The organism is Saccharomonospora glauca K62, from assembly GCF_000243395.2.
Taxonomy (GTDB): domain Bacteria; phylum Actinomycetota; class Actinomycetes; order Mycobacteriales; family Pseudonocardiaceae; genus Saccharomonospora; species Saccharomonospora glauca.
In genome coordinates, this window is record NZ_CM001484.1 from 221,598 (window position 1) to 238,329 (window position 16,732).

The 16,732-nt window shown below is 68.7% G+C and carries 18 protein-coding genes; 11 read left to right on the forward strand and 7 right to left on the reverse strand.

The window, feature by feature from the left end; all coding sequences use genetic code 11:
• Positions 1-58 precede the first annotated feature (58 nt).
• Together SACGLDRAFT_RS01095 and SACGLDRAFT_RS01100 are read left to right on the forward strand one after the other, a co-directional pair.
• Positions 59-1,105: a Gfo/Idh/MocA family protein gene (locus SACGLDRAFT_RS01095; RefSeq protein WP_005461051.1), complete on the forward strand. Its 1,047-nt coding sequence runs from the start codon at positions 59-61 to the stop codon at positions 1,103-1,105.
• Positions 1,106-1,993, forward strand: a complete 888-nt coding sequence (locus SACGLDRAFT_RS01100; protein WP_232284043.1) for a DegT/DnrJ/EryC1/StrS family aminotransferase — start codon at positions 1,106-1,108, stop codon at positions 1,991-1,993.
• Here the strand turns inward: SACGLDRAFT_RS01100 and SACGLDRAFT_RS01105 are convergent.
• The 3 genes from SACGLDRAFT_RS01105 to SACGLDRAFT_RS01115 all read right to left on the reverse strand — a co-directional run bounded on the left by SACGLDRAFT_RS01105 (position 1,924) and on the right by SACGLDRAFT_RS01115 (position 4,587).
• Entirely contained in the window at positions 1,924-2,349 is a 426-nt protein-coding gene (locus SACGLDRAFT_RS01105; RefSeq protein ID WP_005461053.1) for a hypothetical protein, read from the reverse strand. The genes SACGLDRAFT_RS01100 and SACGLDRAFT_RS01105 overlap by 70 nt on opposite strands.
• 61 nt (positions 2,350-2,410) lie before the next feature.
• A complete protein-coding gene (gene asnB, locus SACGLDRAFT_RS01110) occupies positions 2,411-3,940 on the reverse strand; it encodes an asparagine synthase (glutamine-hydrolyzing) (RefSeq protein WP_005461054.1) in 1,530 nt (509 codons plus the stop codon).
• Between the two features lie 65 nt (positions 3,941-4,005).
• Entirely contained in the window at positions 4,006-4,587 is a 582-nt protein-coding gene (locus SACGLDRAFT_RS01115) for a TetR/AcrR family transcriptional regulator (RefSeq protein ID WP_040918355.1), read from the reverse strand.
• 103 nt (positions 4,588-4,690) lie between these two features.
• On the opposite strand from SACGLDRAFT_RS01115, the gene SACGLDRAFT_RS01120 reads away from it, so the two are divergent.
• On the forward strand, positions 4,691-5,692 hold the full coding sequence (locus SACGLDRAFT_RS01120) for an LLM class flavin-dependent oxidoreductase (RefSeq protein WP_005461056.1): 1,002 nt from the start codon (positions 4,691-4,693) through the stop codon (positions 5,690-5,692).
• A gap of 9 nt (positions 5,693-5,701) precedes the next feature.
• On the opposite strand, the gene SACGLDRAFT_RS01125 is transcribed toward SACGLDRAFT_RS01120, so the two are convergent.
• Positions 5,702-6,373: a YdcF family protein gene (locus SACGLDRAFT_RS01125; RefSeq protein WP_005461057.1), complete on the reverse strand. Its 672-nt coding sequence runs from the start codon at positions 6,371-6,373 to the stop codon at positions 5,702-5,704.
• 250 nt (positions 6,374-6,623) lie between these two features.
• Between SACGLDRAFT_RS01125 and SACGLDRAFT_RS22610 the strand changes: the two genes are divergently transcribed.
• The gene (locus tag SACGLDRAFT_RS22610) at positions 6,624-7,016 is read left to right on the forward strand and encodes a GNAT family N-acetyltransferase (protein WP_332306645.1); all 393 of its coding nucleotides are present in this window, start codon (positions 6,624-6,626) and stop codon (positions 7,014-7,016) included.
• Here the strand turns inward: SACGLDRAFT_RS22610 and SACGLDRAFT_RS01135 are convergent.
• A complete protein-coding gene (locus SACGLDRAFT_RS01135) occupies positions 7,013-7,387 on the reverse strand; it encodes a hypothetical protein (protein WP_005461058.1) in 375 nt (124 codons plus the stop codon). The genes SACGLDRAFT_RS22610 and SACGLDRAFT_RS01135 overlap by 4 nt on opposite strands.
• Before the next feature lie 117 nt (positions 7,388-7,504).
• Here SACGLDRAFT_RS01135 and SACGLDRAFT_RS01140 point away from each other — a divergent pair, with 117 nt between their 5' ends.
• A complete protein-coding gene (locus SACGLDRAFT_RS01140; protein ID WP_005461059.1) occupies positions 7,505-7,948 on the forward strand; it encodes a MerR family transcriptional regulator in 444 nt (147 codons plus the stop codon).
• Between the two features lie 145 nt (positions 7,949-8,093).
• Here the strand turns inward: SACGLDRAFT_RS01140 and SACGLDRAFT_RS01145 are convergent, their stop codons facing one another.
• Positions 8,094-9,035 (reverse strand): ADP-ribosylglycohydrolase family protein, encoded by a 942-nt coding sequence (locus SACGLDRAFT_RS01145; protein WP_005461060.1) that lies wholly within the window; start codon positions 9,033-9,035, stop codon positions 8,094-8,096.
• 93 nt (positions 9,036-9,128) lie between these two features.
• Between SACGLDRAFT_RS01145 and SACGLDRAFT_RS01150 the strand changes: the two genes are divergently transcribed.
• Together SACGLDRAFT_RS01150 and SACGLDRAFT_RS01155 are read left to right on the forward strand one after the other, a co-directional pair.
• A complete protein-coding gene (locus SACGLDRAFT_RS01150) occupies positions 9,129-10,745 on the forward strand; it encodes a peptide chain release factor 3 (RefSeq protein WP_040918358.1) in 1,617 nt (538 codons plus the stop codon).
• Between the two features lie 47 nt (positions 10,746-10,792).
• The gene (locus SACGLDRAFT_RS01155) at positions 10,793-11,680 is read left to right on the forward strand and encodes a spermidine synthase (RefSeq protein WP_005461062.1); all 888 of its coding nucleotides are present in this window, start codon (positions 10,793-10,795) and stop codon (positions 11,678-11,680) included.
• Positions 11,681-11,863: 183 nt separating this feature from the next.
• Here SACGLDRAFT_RS01155 and SACGLDRAFT_RS01160 read toward each other — a convergent pair whose 3' ends face one another.
• Positions 11,864-12,058 (reverse strand): hypothetical protein, encoded by a 195-nt coding sequence (locus tag SACGLDRAFT_RS01160; RefSeq protein WP_005461064.1) that lies wholly within the window; start codon positions 12,056-12,058, stop codon positions 11,864-11,866.
• Positions 12,059-12,548: 490 nt separating this feature from the next.
• Here SACGLDRAFT_RS01160 and SACGLDRAFT_RS01165 point away from each other — a divergent pair, with 490 nt between their 5' ends.
• The 4 genes from SACGLDRAFT_RS01165 to SACGLDRAFT_RS01180 are packed head-to-tail and all read left to right on the forward strand — an operon-like array spanning position 12,549 to position 16,675.
• Positions 12,549-15,314, forward strand: a complete 2,766-nt coding sequence (locus SACGLDRAFT_RS01165) for a sensor histidine kinase (RefSeq protein WP_005461065.1) — start codon at positions 12,549-12,551, stop codon at positions 15,312-15,314.
• Between the two features lie 8 nt (positions 15,315-15,322).
• The gene (locus SACGLDRAFT_RS01170) at positions 15,323-15,733 is read left to right on the forward strand and encodes a roadblock/LC7 domain-containing protein (RefSeq protein WP_005461067.1); all 411 of its coding nucleotides are present in this window, start codon (positions 15,323-15,325) and stop codon (positions 15,731-15,733) included.
• Complete coding sequence (locus SACGLDRAFT_RS01175) at positions 15,730-16,101, forward strand: DUF742 domain-containing protein (RefSeq protein WP_005461069.1); 372 nt, start codon at positions 15,730-15,732, stop codon at positions 16,099-16,101. Before SACGLDRAFT_RS01170 ends, SACGLDRAFT_RS01175 begins: the two co-directional genes overlap by 4 nt.
• Complete coding sequence (locus SACGLDRAFT_RS01180; RefSeq protein WP_005461070.1) at positions 16,082-16,675, forward strand: GTP-binding protein; 594 nt, start codon at positions 16,082-16,084, stop codon at positions 16,673-16,675. The genes SACGLDRAFT_RS01175 and SACGLDRAFT_RS01180 overlap by 20 nt, the downstream gene beginning before the upstream one ends.
• Positions 16,676-16,732: the final 57 nt, after the last annotated feature.

The following is a 16,732-nucleotide window of genomic DNA, read 5'->3' on the forward strand; positions in this document are numbered from 1 at the left end:
CCGTCGATCATGGTTCGCGTTCTCTGAGAGAAAGTGTTCGCGAGAGGAAAAACCATACATGAGTGACTTGTTCCGACTTCCGCTCGCCACCAAGGGAGACCGGTCGAGAAGCGCTACGAAACTTCGAGCAGCTGTGGTCGGGCTCGGTAAGCAAGCACTTGAGGACCATGTACCGGGCCTGCTGGGCTCGGACGCGGCAGAGCTGGTCGCGATCTGCGACGAGAACGACGCGGTCCTGCGCGAGCAGCAGTACAGGCTCCAGGTCAACGGCTACGCCAACGTGGAGGCGATGTTCGACGCTGAACAGCTCGACTTCGTCGTCGTGTGTGTCCCGCACGATGCTGGACGGCAGATCATCGAGGCCGCGGCCAGCCGAGGAATTCATGTGCTCAAGGAAAAGCCCTTCGCAACGACCTTGTCCGAGGCCAAGGAGCTCGCGAAGGAATGTGAGCGCGCCGGCATTCATCTCATGGTGACGCTTCAGCGGCGGTTCAATCCCATCTATACGAGTTTCCACCAACTCGCGGACCAGATCGGCACCCCGTTCGTGGTCGATGCGGCGTACACACTGCACATCGCCGACCCGTCCGAAGGTTGGCGCGGCCATGTCAACCGAGCGGGCGGCGGGTGCGTGATCGACATGGGCTATCACCTGGTCGACATGCTGCTGTGGTACTTCGGTCTCCCCGACCGAATCCTCGCGGACATGTCGATCAACGCGCGTCCGGACCGTGACTACGACGCCGAGGACACCGCTCTCATCCACTTCTCCTACGACAGCGGCCTCTACGGATCACTCCTGCTGTCCCGGTTCATCGGGCCGAAGACCGAACAGATCAGGCTCGTCGGCTCGAAAGGGATCGTGCACCTCGAACGCGGACGTATCCAGCGGCTCACCAACGACGGCGAGGTCGTGGAGTCACTGGCACGCGAGCAAGCGTGGCCATCGGCGGCCGTGTCCCAGGTCAACCACTTCTGCCGTGTCGTGGAGGGGCTGCGACCGAACGTCAGCGGCCCTCGCGAAAACCTCGCCCACCTGAGTTTCATCCAGGGCTGTTACGAGTCCGCCCGCACCCGAACCCACGTGAACCCGAAGGAGCTGTGAGTGAAGGCGCTCGCCGTCAACGGTGGCACACCGGTGATCACGGAGCCGGGACCCCATTTCACCTGGCCGCCGATCACCCCGAACACCACCAAGGCAGTACTCGACCAGCTGGAGACCTCCGTCTCCATCTACGACCGCTCAGGCGTTATCGCCGAGCTGGAGGACGCGCTCAAGGACTACTTCGGCGTGCGCCATGCGGTACTCACCAGCTCCGGGACCGCGGCGATCCACTCGGCCTACGCGGCCGCTTACGTCGAGCCCGGCGACGAGGTGATCGTCCCCGCCTACACGTTCCTCGCCACTGCGACGCCGCTGTTGCACCTGGGTGCGATCCCCGTACTCGCCGACAGCGACGAGACGGGCAACGTCTCGGTGGCAGACGTCGAGGAACGCATCACCGACAAGACGACAGCGATCATGGCGACCCACCTCTGGGGCCTTCCCACGGCGGTCGACCAGCTGCGCCAGCTGGCGGACGAACACGGTCTGCTCCTTCTCGAGGATGCCTCCCACGCTCACGGCGCGATCGTGGCGGACCGGAAGGTCGGCACGTTCGGTCACATCGCCGCCTTCTCGATGAACGGGCCGAAGCCGGTCGAACGAACTGCGCTGACCGGCATAGTCACGCATACTTCGACGGGCGTGGCAGGAGCCGGTGGCCGGGAGCTTTACGGCGGTCGGTGCTACCTGTGGCGGAGGCTGGCCGTGTGGTGTGGGGGTTTGCTTCGCCGAGCACCGTATGCCTGCGGCGGTGTCGTCACCGGTAGCCGGCACCGTGGCAGCCCGCGCCCTGCGGCGCCACCGCGGTACGGGCCGCGTCAGAGAGCCAGCAGCAGGACGCCGGTCACCACGAGGGCGATGGTCTTGACCGCTTCGAGCGCCACGTAGACGTAGTGGGCGCGGGAACGCGGCGCGTTCTCACCGGCCAGCACCCGGTCGGAACGACGGGTCAACCGCGGTCGCACGGCGGCGAGCTGCACGACGAGGGTCGAAAGTGCCACCGCGCCGGCCACCAGGGCCGAGGTCTCGGGTGGGTCGACGATCACCGCGACCAGCGCCGTGAGCGCGAGCCCCACCTCGGAGATGTTGAGGGCGCGGAAGACGATCCTGCCGATACCGAGTCCGATGGGGATCGTCACGCCCGGCGCGCGGAACTTCAACGGCGCTTCCAGGAACGAGATCGCCAGCACCATGCCCAACCACACGAACACCGCGGCGGTGGCGATCGCGGGCCCCGGAGTCATCGATGTTCCCTCCCCGGCACGTGTTCATGTGAGGACCCGGCCGATGGGCATGGGTGTTGCCTCACCAGCCCGTGAAGCGACCGATGAGGTGTTCGGGGTCGATACCGGTGAACTCGCGTCGGAACAGGCGGTAGTAGGCGAGTTCCTCGCGGGAGCGCAGCGGGGGCGTCACCGTGTCTCGTTCGGCCTCGAACTCCTCGTCGGACACAGTTGACGCATAGTAGTCGCCGAGCACGTCCTTGGCGCCGCTTCCCTGACCGAACTGTTGCTTCGGCCGCCACAGCAGGTGCTCGGGCAACCAGCCCTCGAACGCCTTGCGCAGCAACCACTTCTCGGCGCGGTCACCGCTGAGCTTCCAGCGGGCGGGCAGGCTCAGAGCGAGTTCGACCACGTCGAGGTCGAGGAACGGGGTCCTCGGTTCGAGGCCCGTGGCGCCCGCGACACGGTCGACCCGTTGCAGGCCACCGATGTGGAGGCCCTGGATGGTGGAGAGCAGTTCCTCGTGCAGCTCGGTGTCGCTGTCGATCTCGCTGTAGTAGCCGTAGCCCGCGAAGAGCTCGTCCGCGCCTTCCCCGATGAGGACCACCTTCACCGAGCGGGCCGCGAGCTTCGACACCAGCAGGTTGGGCACGGAGCTGTGGACGAGCGAGGGGTCGAACGACTCCAGGACCCTGATCACCTCGGGTACCCAGTCGACGAGCTCGTCGTCGGTGTAGACGCGCTCGTGGTGGTCGGTGTCGAGGGCCTCGGCGACCTCGCGGGCGGCTTCGAGGTCGCCGCTGCCCGCCGAGCCCACGGCGAAGGTGGGAAAGCGCCGCCCCGCACGGTGGGCGTGCCTCGCCGCGATGGCGGTGACGAGGCTGGAGTCGAGACCTCCGGAGAGCAGGGCGCCGACGGGCACGTCGGCGGCGAGCAGCCGCTCCACCGCCTTGATCAGGGTGTCGCGGATGGTGGCGAGGACTTCCTCCGAGGGCTCGTCGTCGGAGCCGCCCGGCACGGCGGAGGAGGTCGTGTCGGCGAGCACCCGGAACGGGGTCAGCCCGTTCTCGGGGGTCCAGACGTGACCGGGTGGGAACGGTTCGACGTCGGGGCGTCGGTTCGGGTCGAAGGCCTTGAGCTCACTGGCGAAGATCACGGTGTCGTCGTGCCTGACCCAATACAGCGGCGCGAGGCCCATCGTGTCGCGGGCGGCGAAGAACCCTCCGCCGAGCTCGGCGCCGGCGAACGCGAACACGCCCCACAGCCGGGACAACGCCGCCGTCCCGTCCGCCTCGATGAGGTGCAGCGCGCTCTCCTGGTCGGCGCGGGTGCGAAAGACGTGACCGCGGTCCTCCAGCTCGGTGCGCAGCCGCTCGTGGTTGTAGATCTCGCCGTCGCCGACGAGCCAGTACTTGCCCGCCGGGTCGCACAGGGGTTGCGCGCCGCCCTCCGGGTCCACCACGGCGAGCCTGCGGTGACCGAGCCAGGCGTGATCGAGTGCGTGGCTGCCCTGCCCGTCGGGGCCGCGATGGGCCAGCCGATCGAGCATGCGCATGCCTTCGAGCGGGTCGAAAGGGCCGTGTGCGGCGACGATGCCGGAGATGGTTCTCACCTGCCCTCGTTGCCGGTGCTACCACCGAGTCTAGGAGCGTCCGGTGGGTTTCGCCGGTCGTCGACTCACGCGCCCAGGGCCGGACCGTGGCGCAGTCCGGTGAGCGCGATGTCGAGACAACGGGACACGGTCTCGGCCGGGAGGTCAAGCTCCACCAGCCTGCCGAGCGCGGCGAGCAGGCCGAGGACGTCGTCGGGAGTGACTCCCTTGCGGAGGGAGCCTTCGGCGTGGGCGGCGGCGACGAGCTCCACCACCAGGGGGCGCACGTACTTGCGACACCCGGACAGGCCCGCGGCGTCGGTGGTGGCGGCGAGGTTTTCCAGCAGCGCGCGGTCGCGCCGCTGGTAGGTGAGGGCCTCCGAGACGAACGTGGCCAGCGCCTCCCACGCGTTCGCCCGTGTGCGGGCCGAACACCGGGCCGCCTCCACCCAGTGGGTGTAGCTCTCGGCGAGCAGGGTCTCGACGAGCGCGTCCTTGGAGGGGAAGTGGCGGTACAGGGTGCCCATGCCGACCCCGGCGCAGCGGGCGATCTCCCTGACGTCGACGGACCGGCCGCGGCTGGAGAACGCGTCGGCGGCGGCTCGCAGGATCGCCGCGCGGTTGCTGAGGGCGTCGCGGCGTCGCGGCGTGCCGACCTGCTGAGTCATGGCTCTCATCGTAGGTCGCCTCGGGAAGAGGAACAGGTGTTCCGGCGTCAGTACAGTGGAGCGGAGCAAGTGCTCCGCCTCGCCGTGTCGAAAGGGATTCCCCGTGACCGTCAACTACTCGATCCTCGACCTCGCCACGTTCGGCAAGGACGAGACACCGAGGCAGGCGCTTGAGGCGAGCGTGGCGTTGGCCCGCCGCGCCGAGGAGACCGGGTACCGGCGCGTCTGGTACGCCGAGCACCACAACTTCCCCTCGATCGCGTCCTCGGCCACCAGCGTGGTGATCGCCCACGTGGCGGCGCACACGGAAAGCATTCGGCTGGGCGCCGGCGGTGTCATGCTGCCCAACCACTCGCCGCTCACGATCGCCGAGCAGTTCGGGACGCTGGAGACGCTGCATCCGGGGCGCATCGACCTCGGCCTCGGCCGCGCGCCGGGCACCGACCAAAAGACCCTGCGTGCGCTGCGCCGCGACCCGACGTCGGCCGACTCGTTCCCGCAGGACGTACAGGAACTCGCGGGTTACCTGCGTGGTGAGTCGTTGATCCCCGGCGTCGACGCTGTCCCCGGCAAGGGCACGAACGTGCCGCTCTACATCCTCGGTTCCTCGCTGTTCGGCGCGCAGCTCGCCGCCGCGCTCGGGTTGCCCTACGCGTTCGCGTCGCACTTCGCGCCCGACGCGCTGAAGCAGGCCGTGGCGATCTACCGGGAGCAGTTCCAGCCGTCGGAGCAGCTCGCCGAGCCGTACGTCATCGCGGGGGTCAACGTGATCGCCGCGGACGACGACGAGTCCGCGCAGGAGCAGTTCCTCACCATGAAGCGCCAGCGCGTGAGCCTGTTGCTGGGGCGGGGCCGGACGTTCACCGACGAGGAGGCGGACATGGTGCTGGCCTCCCCGCACGGTGCGCAACTGCTCAACATGATCAAGTACACGGCCGTGGGCACGCCGGAGAAGGTGCGGGAGTTCCTGGAGGACTTCGCCCGCCACGCGGACGCCGACGAGCTCATCACTGCGCACCAGTCACCCTCGGTGGAGCAGCGGATTCGCTCGGTGGAGCTGTTGGCGGAGGCCGTGGGACTGAAGCCGCGAGCCGGGGAGGCCTGAGAACGGCCATCAGGCCGACCGCAGCAGCCGCGCGGTGTATCCGGCGTCGACCAGGCGACGGTAGGCGGCGTCCACCTCGGGCGGCACGTCCTGCGGGATCGTGAACCCTCGCTCGACGTAGGCGGTGACGCGCTGGGTCTCGCCCACGAGCATGTGCACCACGCGCTCCGGGTCCTCGATCGTCGGCAGGTAGTCGTCCAGCGACGTGTGTGACGCCGAGCAGCGCACCTCCAGCTCCGGCCACAGCTTCCGGCAGGTCGCGTACGCCCTGCGCTGCTGGTACGGCTTGCACACCAGGGTCGCCGTGCGCACCGGTAGGCCTCGGTCGGCGAGCAGCCGCCGGGTGAAGGTGATGTTCTCGCCCGTGTTGCGGGCGTGCGGCTCCACCAGCACGGCCTCGTCGGGCACGCCCAGCTCCAGTGCGCGTTCCCGGTAGTGCACGGCCTCCCCACGGGGGAAGCGGGCCGCCGTCGTGGGCGCGGTCGCCCCCGTGAACACCACTACCGGGAACCGGCCCTCCCGGTAGAGGGCCGCCGTGTGGTCGGCCACACCCAGGTCGTGACTGCCCAGGCCGATCCCCACGTCGCTGCGGTGGGGAGTGTGGTCCAGGACGAGGTAGTGCCACAGTGTCTCGGCCTCGGCTCTTACCCGGTCGGGCAGTGCCGTGTGTCGTCGTGCCATGCCGTAGAGGTACCGCGGAAAAGTGAGTGCGTCACGTCCGCCGGGTGTACGACCATACGGAGATGCTGGTGGACCACTTCCCCGTGCTCGGGCTCACGGGGCGGACACCGAGGCTTGAGCTGCGGGTGCCCGACGACGCCGACCTGGACGCGCTCGTCGCCGTGGCGTTGCGGGGTGTGGCCTGCTCCAACGCCACTGGTGGACGCTCGCGGAGTGGAGCCCCGACAACTGGTGTCTCGATCTCTGCGTCGTGCACGACGGCACCGTGGTGGGGATGCAGGTGCTGCAGGCACGACAGTTCGCCGTGACCCGACAGGTCGGCAGTGCCTCGTGGCTCGGTCTGGAGTACCGGGGCCGGGGCATCGGCACCGAGATGAGGGCGGCGGTTCTGCACCTGGCCTTCGCCGGTCTCGGCGCCGAGGAAGCGGTGTCGGGAGCCTTCGAGGACAACACCGCTTCCCTGGTCGTGTCACGCAAACTCGGGTACCGGCCCGACGGTGTGGAGCGTCATGTCGTGCGAGGAGCCTTGGCCGTCGAACGCCGGATGCGGCTGAGCCGGGAGGACTGGGAGCGCCACCGGACGGTCGACGCCATGATCGAGGGACTCGCGCCCGCGCTGCCCTTGTTCGGCGTCGAGGGCTAGGAGTCGGTTCCGGTCAGTTCCTTCAACGCCGAGCGCACGCCCGACAGGTGGGTCGGCCACGCTTCCTTCACGGCCTGCCACGCAGCGCGCAACGACACGTTCTCGGCGAGTACGAACACCGGGCCCTCGCCCCATCTGCTGGCCACCACGGTGCCGACGCGGTCGGCCTCGTCGGGCAGCGGGGCACCACCCGGCAGGAAGTCCACGGTGAGGGACGCACCCGAGCCGGTGCCCGTGACATCGTCGGTGACACCTCGCATGGCCGCGCGATAACCGCGCAGGACGCTTCTCCGGTGGTGTTCTGCCGGGAACGGGCTGGCGGGGTGGGCGGCGTTGTACGCCTCCACGGAGTCGAACATTTCTGGTGTCACAAAAGTGAATCCTACCCTGACGTTAGGGCAAGTTTGCGTGCACTCCTCGACTTTCCCGCAGTTTGCTAGTCCTTTGTGGACGATCTGCGTTCAAGATCGAAAAGGAGTACGGTGATCATGTCACCGGCCGAGGAAGTGAGGGTTCATCGCGTGGATGAGCACATGCGCATCGGTGAAGTGTCCGCCCGGACGGGCCTTTCCCTGCGCACCATCCGCTACTACGAGGAAGTCGGACTGGTGACCCCCAGCGCACGCAGTCAGGGAGGCTTCCGGCTGTACACGGAGCCGGACGTCGCCCGCCTGAATCTCGTCCGCCGGATGAAGCCCCTCGGGTTCCAGCTCGACGAGATGAAGGAACTGCTCGACCTTCTGTACCCGGCACAGCGGGACGGCGTGCCGGCGCCGCTCGACGAGCACGAACTGCGTAGGCTGCGCGAGTTCACCGAACGAGCCGAACGTCGTTGCGAACAACTGCGGGCCACCCTCGACACCGCCGAGGACTTCGCCGCCATGCTCCGCGACAGCCTTGCCCGTCACCTGGAGCGAGCCCGCCACCCCTGAAGTTACGCACGCGTGTCCGCACTTCCCGTACGCGTGTCCGCAGGTTGTGCACCCGTGTCCGCAGTATCGGGACGTACGAGCCGTACACGAACTGCGAACACCCGTACGCAACCTGCGGACACGAGTGCACCGGGTGCGGACACGGTTACGCCAGGTGTTCGGCGTAGAGGTGGAGGTCCTTCGCGGCCTCCAGGCGGGCCGTGGCGTGGGTGGGCAACGCGGCGTAGCCGCTGTGCGCGCCCGCGAGAGCGCCCGCCATCGCGGCGACGGTGTCGGTGTCCCCGCCGGCCAGGATGGCGAACCGGAGGACGGCGTCCGGGTCGCCGGAGTGCCGCAGGAACGCCAGCAGGGCCAGCGGCACCGACGCGGTCGCGGACACGTCGTTGCCCAGCTCCGCCGCGGCCTCCGCGGGGTCGGCGTTCCGCTCGGCCAGGTCGACCACGTGGTCGATCTTGTCCTCCCACGACGTCGAGGACACGGCCTGACGCACCGGCCGCACGAACTCCTTGGGCCGCGCGGGTTCGGTGGAGGGCAGCGCGAGCGCGAGATGGGTGGCCACCGCCTGGCACACGGCGCCGTGCAGCGCATCGGGATGGGCGTGGGTGACCTCGGTGCTGCGCCGGGCGAGTTCCGTGACCTCCCGGACGTCGCCGCCCACGAGCGCGACCGGCGCGACGCGCATCGCGCCGCCGTTGCCGAACGACCCTTCGGGGAACACCGCGCGGATCGCGCTGCGCCACGGCTCGCCGGACACGATGAGCTCGAACGACTTGGTGACACCGCCGCCGTAACCACGCCACGGTTCGTCGCGCCACGCCTCGGCGAACTCCCGCGCGAGCACGTCGACGTCGATCAGGCTCTCCGTCGTGCGGGGTCTGTCGCCGACTCGGTGCGCGAGGTGCCGGGCGAGTACGAGCGTCAGTGCCGTGTCGTCGGTGTGGCGGAGCTGGCCGGTGCCGTCCCGCGTGGTGACGATGTCAGTCTCGGTGACCTCCCGGCGGCCCTCGAAGGGAGCACCGAGACAGTCACCGAGCGCGAGTCCGAACAGCAGGCCGCGTGCCTTGTTGATACGGGACATGTCGTCCATCACGTGGTTTCCTCGCTGTCGTGCCGACACCCCTCGGACACCTCGCCGGTACCCTGGGTCGGGTATGTGCACTTCCGATCGGGACAGCTTGGCATGAGTTCTCGTGCGAGCGCAGCTACTTCTCCGGATTCCGACGTCGTGGCGCAGGCGCGCCGCCGCCGGTCGTTCGCCGTCATCAGCCATCCCGACGCGGGCAAGTCGACCCTGACGGAGGCGTTGGCACTGCACGCGCGTGTGATCGCCGAGGCGGGCGCCGTGCACGGGAAGGCGGGCCGGCGCGGCGTGGTGTCCGACTGGATGGAGATGGAGCGCGCTCGCGGCATCTCGATCACGTCGGCCGCCCTGCAGTTCGCCTACGGCGACACGGTGGTGAACCTGCTCGACACACCCGGTCACGCGGACTTCTCCGAGGACACCTACCGGGTGCTCTCGGCCGTCGACTCGGCGGTGATGCTGCTGGACGCCGCGAAGGGTCTGGAGCCGCAGACGCTGAAGCTGTTCGACGTCTGTCGCCACCGCGGCATCCCGGTGATCACGTTCATCAACAAGTGGGACCGTCCCGGCCGGGAGGCTCTCGAACTCTGCGACGAGCTCACGCAACGCCTCGACCTGGCCCCGATGCCGTTGACGTGGCCGGTCGGTGAGGCGGGCCGGTTCCGTGGGGTCCTCGACGTCCGGGACGACGCGTTCGTGGCCTTCGAACGGACGGTCGGAGGGGCGACCGTGGCGGAGGAGCACCGGTTGTCCGCCGAGCGGGCCGCGGAGGAGGTGGGGGAGGACTTCGCCCGCGCGAGGGAAGAGGTGGAACTCGTCACCGCGTCGGGCGGGGAGTTCGATGCCGCCGCCTATCTGCGGGGCACCGCCACGCCGGTGTTGTTCGGTGCCGCGGTGCTGAACTTCGGGGTCCGGCATCTGCTGGACCTGCTGGTGGAGCTGGCGCCCAGGCCGGAGCCCAGGGTGGACGTCGAGGGCAATCCGCGTCCGCTGAACTCCGAGTTCTCGGCGTTCGTGTTCAAGGTGCAGACGGGCATGGACCCGGCGCATCGCGATCAGGTGGCGTTCGCGCGTGTGTGCTCGGGGGCGTTCGAGCGGGGCATGGTGGTCACCAACGCCACCACGAAACGGCCGTTCGCCACCAAGTACGCTCACCAGGTCTTCGGGCAGCAACGTTCCACAGTGGATGTCGCGTATCCCGGTGACGTGATCGGTCTGGTGAACGCCTCCGCGCTACGGGTCGGTGACACTCTGTACTCGGGAAAGCCCGCGGTGCGGTTCCCCGGTCTGCCGAGCTTCGCCCCGGCGCACTTCGCGGTGGCCCGGCCCGCGGACCTCAGCAAGGCCAAGCAGTTCCGCAAGGGGGTGGAGCAGCTGTCCTCGGAGGGCGTGGTGCAGTTGCTGACCTCCGATTCACGGGGCGACGCGGCTCCCGTGTTCGCCGCGGTGGGGCCGATGCAGTTCGAGGTCGCGGCCCATCGCATGGAGCACGAGTTCAACTCCCCGGTGAAGCTCGATCGGCTGCCGTACTCGACGGTGCGGAGGCTGGTCGACCCGGCGCAGCGCGCGCTCGTGGACGCGGGCCGCAACAGTGAGGTCCTGACGCGGGCCGACGGCACCGACCTGGCGTTGTTCGTCGACGACATGAGCATGCGACTGCTGCTGCGCCGGCACCCCGAACTTCGGCTGGAGACGTTGGTGGCGTCCGGCGCCTGAACCCCTATCGTGCTGGCGACGAACGCGAGCGAAAGGAAGTCGAGTCGTTGCCGGAACTGAGGGAACCCCTGACACGGGGGTTGTCGCAGGTATGGGAACTGGAGCGCGTGCTGTGGGAGGGTGACACGGCGTTCCAGCACGTCGTCATCGCCGAGACCTCGCAGGGCGTCTCGTTGTTCTGCGACAACGATCCGCAGAGCACCGAACTCGCCCAGCGGCACTACCACGAGGCCTTGTTCGTGCCCGCCGTCCTGCTCGCCGACCGCGTCGAACGGGTGCTCGCGGTGGGCTCCAGCGAAGGCGTGATCAGCGAACTCGCGGTGGCCGCGGGCGCGACGCACGTCGATCACGTCGACATCGACCGTGAGGTGGTCGAGCTATGCGCGAAGTACCTCCCCTACGGGTACACGCCCGAGGCGCTGGACCGCGCGGTCCGTGGTGAGGGCCCCGTGAAGATGCACTACGACGACGGCTGGGAGTTCGTGCGCCGCGTCGCCGAGTCGGCCGAGGAGGAGTCGAAGTACGACGTCATCGTGGCCGACCTGCCGGGGGAGCGGGACGACGAAGCCCAGCACAACCGCCTCTTCGGCACCGAGTTCCTGCGTTACTGCGCGCGGGCGCTGCGTCCGGGCGGGGTCGTGACGTCGCAGGTCGGGTGCCCCACCCTGTGGTTGAACACGATGCTGCGCCGGGCCCACGCGCGGTTCGGCGAGGTCTTCGGCACCGTTGCCTACTACGGTTCGGACGAGTTCGACTGGGCCTTCCTCGTGGGCAGGTCGGACGTCGTGGCCGACCCCACTGCGCGCATGGTCGAGCGGTTGGCCTCGTTGCCGTATCGGCCGGTGACCCTGGACGCCGACGCCCTGCGAGCGGGTAGTGTCCTTCCGTACACGATTCGTCACTCACGGCAGTCGGGAGGCACTCGGCCCGCGTAGCGAGCCGGCGCCGGGCCCGTCACGAGCGGCCCGGCGCCGGACCTCGGAAGTCCATCTCGGACAGTCGGAGATCGGTTCGCCGGTCTCGACCGTGCCGGGGCGGCCCGACGGGCGGGTTCACCGGTGCCGTCCGCCCGTTGGCGCGGCTTTCGCGTTCGGAAAACCCCGCTCGTCGGGCGCCGTTCATCGAGTGGTGAGAGCCGCGGCCAAGCACCACACGGCGGCCGCCGCCAAGGCTGCGGCCAGCACGCCCGGCCACCACTCCGAGGTGGAAGCGGCCAGGAACGCCTGTATCGCCGCCGTCGTCGCGAACGTCAACGCGAGGACGAACAGGGTCGTGCGGATGGTCGGCCACGGCCTCGTGACTCGTCGCGGCATTGACACCGACCTCCTCGGTGCGGGACGTGCGAGGTATCGCTCCGCCCGGCTTGGGAGTTACGTCCGAAGTCGAAGGGGGCCGGAAATGTGGTCCACACCGCTGACGGGCTCCGGCGAGGCGCGGTGAGACGGAGCACAGTGACGGCTCGCGCGCGAGTGGCCGACACAGTGGTTGAACAGCGGAAACCCGCCCGCCGGACGCCTGCGGTCCGGACGAGCGCGAGGCCGAGGCGAAGACGCATGTCACACGTACCTTTGCCCATTTCGTCGCTCCGAATAGAGTCCGGGCGGGAACACCTCCGATGAGGCGGGCCTCATAACTGGCGTGACCGGTCGCTTCCGACGTGACCAGGCGGAAAAAAGTCATATTGACTCACGCGAAGACCACTGCTTAACCTCGCGCTAAGCGATGGCTTAGCGCTGTTGAAGAGCGCGTGACGTCCGCTGCACAGGTTGGGGGCCCAGTGAGATACGTGTTGTTGGAAGGGCCTTGAGCGCGTTGTTGAACAAGAGTGCCGCCTCACACCGTGGGCGTTCGACCATTCGCACCCGAGTGCTCGCCATTGCCTTCATCCCGAGCCTCGTCTTCCTGCTCACCGGTGTGGTGCTCGCCGGATACCTGATCTTCGACGCGATCCAGACCCGGTCCTTCACCACGAAGGTCCACGAAGCCGCCAGGCCCGCCGGTGTGTTGTTCGCGAACGTCCGCGAGGAACGCAGGCTGACGCTGCAGGAACTCGCCATGACGCGGTCGCTGCGGGCGGAGTTGACGGAGCAGCGCGAGCGGACCGACGCCGCGGCCCGTGGCATGGCCGACGACCTGCGCGGCATCGCCGAGGACGCCCCGGAGAACGTCCGGCGGCACGTCCGCAGCGCCGAGGAGCGGGTCGCGCAGCTCGGCGAGTTCCGGCAGCGCGTCGACACGGAGAAGGTCTCGCTGCAGGAGGCGTACGACTTCTACAACGGGATTATCGACGCCTACGTGCTCGGTCTCAACGGTGTCGCGCAGGAGACGCCGAGTGCCGAGACGGCGTACAAGCGCATGGTGGCGATGCCGCTGTTCGTCAGCGCCGACTCCATGTCGCGTGGGGACGCCCTCGCCGCCGCCGGTATCGCGGGCGGTGGGCTGACGGAACAGGAGTTCCGCACCTACATCGGTCAGGTCGGTGCCTACCACTCCACCCTGGAGCAGGCGGTACCCGACATGATCCCCTCGGTTCGCGAGAAGTACGAGGCGTTGGTGGCCGGCGACGCCTGGAAGACGCTGACCAGCGTCGAGAACGCGTTCCTGCGGGGCAACACCACCGACCTGCCCGTGGCCGAGACCGAGTGGCGTGCCGCGGCGGCCGAGGTCGGTGCGGCGTTGTGGGACCTCTACGTCGAGCAGAGCACGGAGGCCACCGAGCTCGCTCTTGACGAGGCGGACTCGACGCTGTACACGTCGATCGTCGCGGGCGCGGTGATCATCGTGATCGCCCTGGGCGCGTTCTTCCTGGCGTGGCGGTTGTCGGACGGCCTGATCAAGCGACTCGTCGCGCTCCGGGAGGCGACCCTGGAGGTCGCCGAGGAACGCATGCCCCGCATCGTCGAGAGGCTCCGGAAGGGCGAGCAGGTGGACCTCGCCTCCGAGGTCTCCTACCTCGACCACGGTGACGACGAGATCGGCCAGGTGGCGGAGGCGTTCAACCAGGCGCAACGCACCGCCATTGCGGCGGCCGTCGACGAGGCCAAGACCAGGGAAGGTACCCAGAAGGTCTTCCTCAACATCGCCCACCGCAGCCAGGTCATCGTGCACCGGCAGCTTTCGGCGCTCGACGCCGCCGAGCGCAAGCAGGAGGACCCCGACCAGCTCGACCTGCTGTTCAAGCTGGACCACCTGTCGACGCGGGCGCGCCGCAACGCCGAGAACCTGATCATCCTGGGTGGGGAGCAGCCCGGTCGGCAGTTCCGCAACCCCGTGCCGGTGGGCGACATCGTGCGCGGTGCGATCGCCGAGACCGAGGACTACAAGCGCGTCAGCATGGGCAAGCTGCCCAGCTCCGCCGTCGCGGGTCCCGCCGTCAGCGACTTGGTGCACCTGCTCGCCGAGCTGATCGACAACGCGACGTCGTTCTCGCCGCCGCAGTCGCGGGTGGAGATACGCGGTGAACTCGTGGGTCGGGGCCTGGTCATCGAGATCGAGGACCAGGGCATCGGCATGGAGGCCGAGGAGCTGGAGCGGCTCAACGAAATGCTGCGCACGCCCCCGGACTTCAGCTTCATGGCGCTGTCGGAGGAACCGCGGCTGGGGCTGTTCGTGGTCGCCAGGCTGGCGGCGAAGCACGGCTTCTCCGTGACGCTGCGCGAGTCGGCCTACGGCGGCACCCGTGCGATCGTGCTCGTGCGCGCCGATCTGCTGAGCGAGGTCTCCGACGACGAGAACCGCACGCCGCCCTCAGAGGCCGCCGAGACGCGGGAAAGCGACGCCCCGGTGGCCCCCGTGAGCCGCAGGCCGAGGGCGCTGCCGATGCGCAACGGCAAGGAGAAGGTCAACGGCGCCTCCTCGGCCACCGTGACCACGACGCTGGAACCGCCGTTCCCCGACAACCCGGAAACGGCCACCGTCCGCCGCGCGCCCGTTTCGCCGCCGAGCGAGCCCAAGCAGTTGCCCGTGGGCGGTGACGAACGTCCCGAACTGCCCCGGCGCAGGCGCCACGAAGAGGAGCAGCCCGAGAGCTCGTCGGACGACCGCTCCGAGAGCACCGTCGAGGCCGTGCAGGGAGAACTGCTGGAGGAAGACGTGCTCGAGTGGACGCCGGACTCGCGAAGCGGGGGCAGGCACGCCGAGAAGGACACGGAATCGGAGCCGACCCGGTACGTGCCCAAGCTGCCGAGGGAACTGCCGAGGGCGAACCGGCCGGCGGGAGACTCCCGGCCCCGGCACCAGGCTCGACCGGGCCACGACAGGCCCGCTCACGAGCGACCGGCGCAGCCCGCGGGTCCGGCGAACACTCGTCCCGGCTCGGCCGCACCGTCCGCCGAGGGCGGTCTCGACGCGGGGCGGCCACCGCTGCCGCGTCGCCGCAAGCAGCAGAATCTCGCGCCGCAGCTCAAGGACGACACGAGCACCCTCAATCTCGCAAGCGTCGACGATGCCGCTGGGAACGAGGACTACGACACCACGCCCGAACAGGCCCGCAGCAGGCTCTCGGCGTTCCAGCAGGGAACGCGCCGAGCCCGGCAGCACCAACCCGGCCCCGACGAGTCTGGAGACTGAGGAACACCATGGCCAACTCGGTAGTCAACGAACTTGACTGGCTGCTCGACGATTTGGTGAGCCAGGTCGCTGGAGCCGACCGGGCCGTCGTCCTGTCGGCCGATGGACTTTTGATCGGCCGATCCAGTAACTTGTCCGAAGAGGACGGTGAACACCTGTCGGCCGTCGCGTCCGCCTTCCAGAGCCTCGCCAGGGGCACGGGGCGGCACTTCGGAGGAGGGCAGGTGAGGCAGACGGTCGTCGAGATGGACCACGCCTTCCTGTTCGTCACGGCGGCCGGGCGCGGTGCTTGCCTCGCGCTGTTGACATCGGAGGACGCGGACATGGGCATGGTGGCCTATGCGATGAACATGATGGTGAAACGCGTCGGTGCGGTGTTGAGCGCAGCGCCACGGGTGGAGCACCACATCACGTCATGAGCAGCAACGGCGAGGAGATGTGGTCGGACGAGCGCGCGGGGCTCGTGCGCTCGTACGTCGTGACTGGCGGCCGGACCCGGTCGGACAATTACGGCCTCGATATGATGACGCTGGTGGTGGCGCTGTGCACTCCGGCTGAGGCCTCGCATCTCCCCGAGGAGTACGCGAAGATCGTTCGGTTGTGCCAGCACCCGATGTCGGTGGCAGAGGTCGGAGGTCACATCGACCTCCCCCTGCCCGTGGTGAAGGTTTTGCTCAGTGATTTGATCGAGCAGAACTACGTGATCTTCCGTAAGGCTGCGCCCCCGACCGAAACACCAAACAAGCACGTACTGCAGGCGGTTCTCGATGGCATCCGCAAACTCTGACGACCGGCGCCTGAGGGCGACAGCGGTGAAGCTGCTGATCGCCGGGGGCTTCGGTGTCGGCAAGACGACGATGGTGGGCTCGGTGAGCGAGGTACCGCCGTTGCGCACCGAGGAGATGTTGACGTCGGCGTCGGAAGGCATCGACGACCTGTCCGGTGTGGAGGCCAAGAGCACCACCACGGTGGCACTGGACTTCGGGCGTATCACCATCAGCCCGGACCTGATCCTGTACCTGTTCGGTACGCCGGGTCAGGACCGGTTCTGGTTCATGTGGGACGAGCTGGCCCAGGGCGCGCTCGGCGCGGTGGTTCTCGCGGACACGCGCCGGTTGGAGTCCTGCTTCCCCGCTGTCGACTTCTTTGAGCGCAGGGGACTGCCGTTCGTCGTCGGGGTGAACTGCTTCGACAACGCCTACCGGTACGGCACCGAGGAGGTGCGTGCGGCGCTCGACGTGGGTCCGAACGTGCCGGTGCTGCTGTGCGACGCCCGCGACCGCGAGTCCACCAAGCAGGTCCTCGTCACCCTGATCCAGCACGTGATGGCCTCGGCGAACATGGTCCCCGCCGCCTACTGACATCGTGTCCGCAGCCTGCGCACGCGTGTCCGCACTTCCGGTACGCGTGTTCGCACT

Coding starts and splice junctions, on each gene's coding strand:
- SACGLDRAFT_RS01095 (WP_005461051.1), top strand. CDS start 59: ATGAGTGACTTGTTCCGACTTCCGCTCGCCACCAAGGGAGACCGGTCG.
- SACGLDRAFT_RS01105 (WP_005461053.1), bottom strand. CDS start 2,349: ATGACTCCGGGGCCCGCGATCGCCACCGCCGCGGTGTTCGTGTGGTTG.
- SACGLDRAFT_RS01115 (WP_040918355.1), bottom strand. CDS start 4,587: ATGACTCAGCAGGTCGGCACGCCGCGACGCCGCGACGCCCTCAGCAAC.
- SACGLDRAFT_RS01125 (WP_005461057.1), bottom strand. CDS start 6,373: ATGGCACGACGACACACGGCACTGCCCGACCGGGTAAGAGCCGAGGCC.
- SACGLDRAFT_RS01140 (WP_005461059.1), top strand. CDS start 7,505: ATGTCACCGGCCGAGGAAGTGAGGGTTCATCGCGTGGATGAGCACATG.
- SACGLDRAFT_RS01145 (WP_005461060.1), bottom strand. CDS start 9,035: ATGGACGACATGTCCCGTATCAACAAGGCACGCGGCCTGCTGTTCGGA.
- SACGLDRAFT_RS01150 (WP_040918358.1), top strand. CDS start 9,129: ATGAGTTCTCGTGCGAGCGCAGCTACTTCTCCGGATTCCGACGTCGTG.
- SACGLDRAFT_RS01160 (WP_005461064.1), bottom strand. CDS start 12,058: ATGCCGCGACGAGTCACGAGGCCGTGGCCGACCATCCGCACGACCCTG.
- SACGLDRAFT_RS01170 (WP_005461067.1), top strand. CDS start 15,323: ATGGCCAACTCGGTAGTCAACGAACTTGACTGGCTGCTCGACGATTTG.
- SACGLDRAFT_RS01175 (WP_005461069.1), top strand. CDS start 15,730: ATGAGCAGCAACGGCGAGGAGATGTGGTCGGACGAGCGCGCGGGGCTC.
- SACGLDRAFT_RS01180 (WP_005461070.1), top strand. CDS start 16,082: ATGGCATCCGCAAACTCTGACGACCGGCGCCTGAGGGCGACAGCGGTG.